Annotated in this window: 1 protein-coding gene, 15 tRNA genes, 1 rRNA gene and 1 pseudogene (1 of these 18 running past the window's edge); all 18 read left to right on the top strand. The window is 48.2% G+C overall.

Annotated elements, in window-relative coordinates:
• Window positions 1–434, top strand: a 23S ribosomal RNA gene (locus B9L19_RS00095); it begins 2,495 nt to the left of the window's first position.
• Window positions 435–820: 386 nt separating this feature from the next.
• A tRNA-Asn gene (locus B9L19_RS00090) sits at window positions 821–895 on the top strand.
• A 4-nt stretch (window positions 896–899) separates the two neighbouring features.
• Window positions 900–990, top strand: a tRNA-Ser gene (locus tag B9L19_RS00085).
• A gap of 14 nt (window positions 991–1,004) precedes the next feature.
• Window positions 1,005–1,076: transfer RNA gene (locus tag B9L19_RS00080), tRNA-Glu, on the top strand.
• 9 nt (window positions 1,077–1,085) lie between these two features.
• Window positions 1,086–1,161: transfer RNA gene (locus B9L19_RS00075), tRNA-Val, on the top strand.
• Window positions 1,162–1,340: 179 nt separating this feature from the next.
• A tRNA-Met gene (locus B9L19_RS00070) sits at window positions 1,341–1,417 on the top strand.
• 6 nt (window positions 1,418–1,423) lie between these two features.
• Window positions 1,424–1,499 (top strand) — tRNA-Asp (locus tag B9L19_RS00065).
• Window positions 1,500–1,670: 171 nt separating this feature from the next.
• Window positions 1,671–1,746 (top strand) — tRNA-Phe (locus tag B9L19_RS00060).
• A 397-nt stretch (window positions 1,747–2,143) separates the two neighbouring features.
• Window positions 2,144–2,219 (top strand) — tRNA-Thr (locus B9L19_RS00050).
• Between the two features lie 6 nt (window positions 2,220–2,225).
• A tRNA-Tyr gene (locus B9L19_RS00045) sits at window positions 2,226–2,310 on the top strand.
• 9 nt (window positions 2,311–2,319) lie between these two features.
• A tRNA-Trp gene (locus B9L19_RS00040) sits at window positions 2,320–2,393 on the top strand.
• 14 nt (window positions 2,394–2,407) lie between these two features.
• A tRNA-His gene (locus B9L19_RS00035) sits at window positions 2,408–2,480 on the top strand.
• Between the two features lie 16 nt (window positions 2,481–2,496).
• Window positions 2,497–2,571, top strand: a tRNA-Gln gene (locus tag B9L19_RS00030).
• 5 nt (window positions 2,572–2,576) lie between these two features.
• A tRNA-Gly gene (locus B9L19_RS00025) sits at window positions 2,577–2,648 on the top strand.
• A gap of 9 nt (window positions 2,649–2,657) precedes the next feature.
• A tRNA-Cys gene (locus tag B9L19_RS00020) sits at window positions 2,658–2,731 on the top strand.
• 59 nt (window positions 2,732–2,790) lie between these two features.
• Window positions 2,791–2,875 (top strand) — tRNA-Leu (locus tag B9L19_RS00015).
• A 132-nt stretch (window positions 2,876–3,007) separates the two neighbouring features.
• Window positions 3,008–4,012 (top strand): tyrosine-type recombinase/integrase, encoded by a 1,005-nt coding sequence (locus tag B9L19_RS00010; RefSeq protein WP_241771949.1) that lies wholly within the window; start codon window positions 3,008–3,010, stop codon window positions 4,010–4,012.
• A 443-nt stretch (window positions 4,013–4,455) separates the two neighbouring features.
• Window positions 4,456–4,872, top strand: a pseudogene (locus tag B9L19_RS19200) (DUF6431 domain-containing protein); the annotation flags it as partial.
• Window positions 4,873–5,000 lie beyond the last annotated feature (128 nt).

Raw genomic sequence — 5,000 nt, 5'->3', positions numbered from 1 at the left:
CAAGAGTCCACATCGACGGGGAGGTTTGGCACCTCGATGTCGGCTCATCGCATCCTGGGGCTGTAGTCGGTCCCAAGGGTTGGGCTGTTCGCCCATTAAAGCGGTACGCGAGCTGGGTTCAGAACGTCGTGAGACAGTTCGGTCCCTATCCGTCGCGGGCGGAGGAAATTTGAGAGGAGCTGTCCTTAGTACGAGAGGACCGGGATGGACGCACCGCTGGTGTACCAGTTGTCCCGCCAGGGGCACCGCTGGGTAGCTATGTGCGGACGGGATAAGCGCTGAAAGCATCTAAGCGTGAAGCCCCCCTCAAGATGAGATTTCCCACCGCGTTAGGCGGGTAAGATCCCTCGAAGATGACGAGGTCGATAGGTCCGAGGTGGAAGCGTGGCGACACGTGGAGCTGACGGATACTAATCGATCGAGGGCTTAACCTAGAAAAGCGCAGGCGAGCGGTTCGCCGCGACGGGCAAATGTTCTTCACCTCGAGGGGTGCTGGCACCCCGAGGGGGAAGGTTATTTGATCCCGAGCGGCGGCGAGCCGGAGCTGGACAGCAGAAAAGTGGAGGCCGCCCGCTGATCGGCGAAACGCGCTGGAGGGCCTGCGAGCGGGCTTAGCCCGCCGCAGCAGGACCGAAGCGTCGCGAGCCGATGGCGGCCGGAACTAGACAGCGAAAAGCGGAAGCGCCGCGGCTTCTTCCGACGGTTATCTAGTTTTGAAGGAATGAAAAACTCTTGACAGCTCAGCGCGAATCATTATAATAATAAATGTCTAAAGCGATGTCGTTTATCAGTAGCTCAGTAAAATGACTATTCTTGTGATTCCGCAGTAGCTCAGTGGTAGAGCAATCGGCTGTTAACCGATTGGTCGCAGGTTCGAATCCTGCCTGCGGAGCCATCGTGGAGAGCTGTCCGAGTGGTCGAAGGAGCACGATTGGAAATCGTGTAGGCGTGAATAGCGCCTCAAGGGTTCGAATCCCTTGCTCTCCGCCATGATTCATCAACATGGCCCGTTGGTCAAGTGGTTAAGACACCGCCCTTTCACGGCGGTAACACGGGTTCGAATCCCGTACGGGTCACTTCTTCGTGGAGGATTAGCTCAGCTGGGAGAGCACTTGCCTTACAAGCAAGGGGTCGGCGGTTCGATCCCGTCATCCTCCACCATCTTAATATAAAAGTTGACTTCCTTTCTCATCATCGCGGGGTGGAGCAACGAGCCTTCGCTTCATCGAAACCGCTTCGAGTTGCCCCGACGCATCTCGCTTCCTCGAATCAGTTAGTAGAGGAAGGGGCAACGAAAAATTTACTCAGAGTATGATCAAAACTGAATCATTTCTTATCGCCGCGGGGTGGAGCAGTCCGGTAGCTCGTCGGGCTCATAACCCGAAGGTCGCAGGTTCAAATCCTGCCCCCGCAACCAAAATTTGGTCCCGTAGTGTAGTGGTTAACATGCCTGCCTGTCACGCAGGAGATCGCGGGTTCGAGTCCCGTCGGGACCGCCATTGTTTAAAAATTAGGAAAATCATGATGTCTTGGCAGCCTAGTCGGTAGAGACGAGCATCCGCTTCATTGAATTCGTTTCGAGTTGCCTCGACGCATCTGGCTTCTTTGAAGAGGCTGGCAGAGGAAGAGGCACAAAGCGGTATCAATAGGCAGTGTGAAAAATATAATACGGCTCGGTAGCTCAGTCGGTAGAGCAAAGGACTGAAAATCCTTGTGTCGGCGGTTCGATTCCGTCCCGAGCCACCATTTGGGTTATAGTTCCCCAATTTTAACATCTTTCCGAAAGAAGTCTCCCACTTCTAAACGAAGTGAAAGTGGGAGATGAATGTCGGTTGGCGTTAGCCAACGAGTATGATAGAATATGGCTAGAACGGACACCTTCGGAACGAAGGGAAGCGTAAAGGGTTCTTGTGTGTGGCTTACCGTTCGGCGAACACACACAAGTCGCTTGAAGCCCCCACCTCTAAGCGAAGCGTAGGTGGTGGGTAGTTCACTATGCCGACTTAGCTCAAGTGGTAGAGACGAGCATACGCTTCATCGAATCGGCTGCGAGTTGTCCCGACGCATCTGGCTTCTTCGAATTGGCTGGTAGAGGAAGGGACACAACAAATGAACAATGAGCCACGATTTATATCATAATTATGCCGACTTAGCTCAATTGGTAGAGCAACTGAATCGTAATCAGTAGGTTGCGGGTTCAAGTCCTGCAGTCGGCACCATCTCTTGGAGGGGTAGCGAAGTGGCTAAACGCGGCGGACTGTAAATCCGCTCCCTTTGGGTTCGGCGGTTCGAATCCGTCCCCCTCCACCATTTTCGCAAAGGGGCATAGTTTAATGGTAGAACAGAGGTCTCCAAAACCTCCGGTGTGGGTTCGATTCCTACTGCCCCTGCCATTTTGTTCATTATGGCGACTATGGCGAAGTGGTTAACGCACCAGATTGTGGCTCTGGCATGCGTGGGTTCGATTCCCACTAGTCGCCCTTTCCTTTTCATCGTTGGGGTATAGCCAAGCGGTAAGGCAACGGACTTTGACTCCGTGATGCGTTGGTTCGAATCCAGCTACCCCAGCCAATGATGCGGAAGTAGTTCAGTGGTAGAACACCACCTTGCCAAGGTGGGGGTCGCGGGTTCGAGTCCCGTCTTCCGCTTTCGATCGAGGCGGCATAGCCAAGTGGTAAGGCAGAGGTCTGCAAAACCTTTACCCCCGGTTCGAATCCGGGTGCCGCCTCCATCTAACCAATAAAAAGTGTTGACATGTGTAAAAAGATTTGATAAAATATTGATTGTCGCGCCGATGTGGCGGAACTGGCAGACGCGCACGACTCAAAATCGTGTGGGGTAGCCCCCCGTGTGGGTTCGACTCCCACCATCGGCATTGAAAATAGGGAGAAGGCTTTAGGATCAAGGGTTCTCATGAATGTGGGAACCCTTTCTTTATTTTTACCGAATACGATTCGAGTAAGAAAAATCGTGTGCGACTAATCGTGTTCGGTGAGGTGAGTTGGAAGTGAGAAATGAGGGAACATTGCAGAGAAATAGCAAGAGAAGAAGGAGAGGTGAACTGAGTCGAGAGGAACTGTTGCTAATATCTGATGGCAACACAGAAATTGAATACACTTTTGATGAATTGCTAGAGATATTTATTGAGGATTGCGAATTGAGGAATTTAAGAGAACATACGATTAAATATTACCGCAGTGAGTTAAATGCATTTGTAAAACTTCTGAAAGAGCAAGAAATCGAATTACGTGTAAGTGAATGGACAGGAGAAACCATTAAGCGAAATGTCATTATGTATATGAAAGAGAAAGGGCTGAAGACGGTAAGCATTAACTCCCGTTTACGAGCCATGAGGGCATTTTTCAACTTTTTGGAAGATCGAAATCTCATAAAAAACAATCCAATGAAAGACATCAAATTGTTAAAGGAAAGAAAAAAGATTGTAGAAACGTTTGACAACCAGCAAATAAAGGCGTTATTTAAAGCGTGTGACCTTCGTACGTTTATAGGTTTAAGGGATTATACGATTATGATGTTGTTGTTGGAAACGGGAGTTCGAGTAAATGAACTGGTGGGTATAAAAACAACGGATATCATTTGGGAACAAAAGGTCATCCGTATTCGAAACACAAAAGGTGGCTTTGAGCGCTTTGTTCCTATTCAAGATAAAATGATTAATCAATTAAAAAAATATTTGGTTGTCAGAGGGAATGTCGATACAGATTACTTATTTATTACTCGGGACAACACTCCATTGAGTAAAAAGCAAGTACAGGATAGGATTAGAGAGTATGGAAAGAAAGCAGGGATAAAGAATGTTCGCTGTTCCCCACACACATTCCGTCATACATTCGCCAAATTATGTGTGTTAAATGGGGCAAATGCATTTCAATTGCAAGCAATACTAGGACATACGTCATTGGAAGTAACAAAAGTGTATGTCAACCTTTTCAGCAGCGAAGTGCAGCAAGGACATGCGAAATTCAGTCCAATAAATAACTTGTTTAAGTAATTTATCATATTGTTTCCCTTAAAAAACTTTGACGATACACAAAAAAGTCTGATGATTGTTGAGGAAAAGAGGGAAGAAGAGAATTCAAGGGAATCGGGGAAAGTGCCTTTAGTACATTTCTCGATTCCTTTTTATTTGGAGTGAGCAAAAAGAGGGGAAAGGGATAAGGAAATCCTTTTCTTTTTTTCGTCACCCTTTTTTGTTATTTCCCGAAGGAACTGCTTTCTTGTTCCTTCTCCCTATCTCCTTTCATTCTATCTTTTTCTCGTTAAACTTTTTGTATGGTATTTTGTAAATTATCATTTTATTTCAGCACAAAACGCCCATTTTTTTGCACATTCTTTCAGGAAGCCCTCTCCCCTTTTCTGAAGGAATGTGCTAATTTTTTTGTGAATTGTTTCGGACGAAGATTTCCATTCGTTTCAAGGAGAGGGGGAGGAAGTGTGATCCAGTTTCACGACTTTGGCATTGACATTCAAACGTATACGGATCGTGGGAAAGGGAACGATGATTTTCCCGACGTGAACCAATGCCCCCACTGTCCATCCCGCCGCCCCTTGCATCGTCACGGATACTACCAACGCTATGCGTTGACGGCAGAGGGGGAGTATCACCTTTGGATCGCACGATATCGCTGTCAAGAGTGCCGTAAAACCGTGAGTGTGCTGCCTTCTTTTCTCCTCCCGTATGTTCAATATACACGGCCGGTCATCTGGCAAGCGGTCAAAACGTGGCTCGAAACGCCAAGGCGAGGAGCGAAGACCAAACAGGTTGGTTTTCCCACCAAGGAGGTCATCTTGTTTTATGTCCGACGATTTTTACGGAATCTTTCCCGCTTGCATCACGCGGCGGCGAGAAGGTTGTCAAGGCCGATTATTTTTTCCCCAAAATCGCCGGTTTAAAATTCCCCAGAAGGACCTTTCACTGATCCTTCTGTTTTTCTTGTTGGAGCCTCTTTTCCCGTAATCGATAGCTTTCCCCCTTTAGG

This window comes from Geobacillus thermocatenulatus (assembly GCF_002217655.1).
Taxonomy (GTDB): domain Bacteria; phylum Bacillota; class Bacilli; order Bacillales; family Anoxybacillaceae; genus Geobacillus; species Geobacillus thermocatenulatus.
This window is presented reverse-complemented; position numbering and strand designations above follow the sequence as displayed.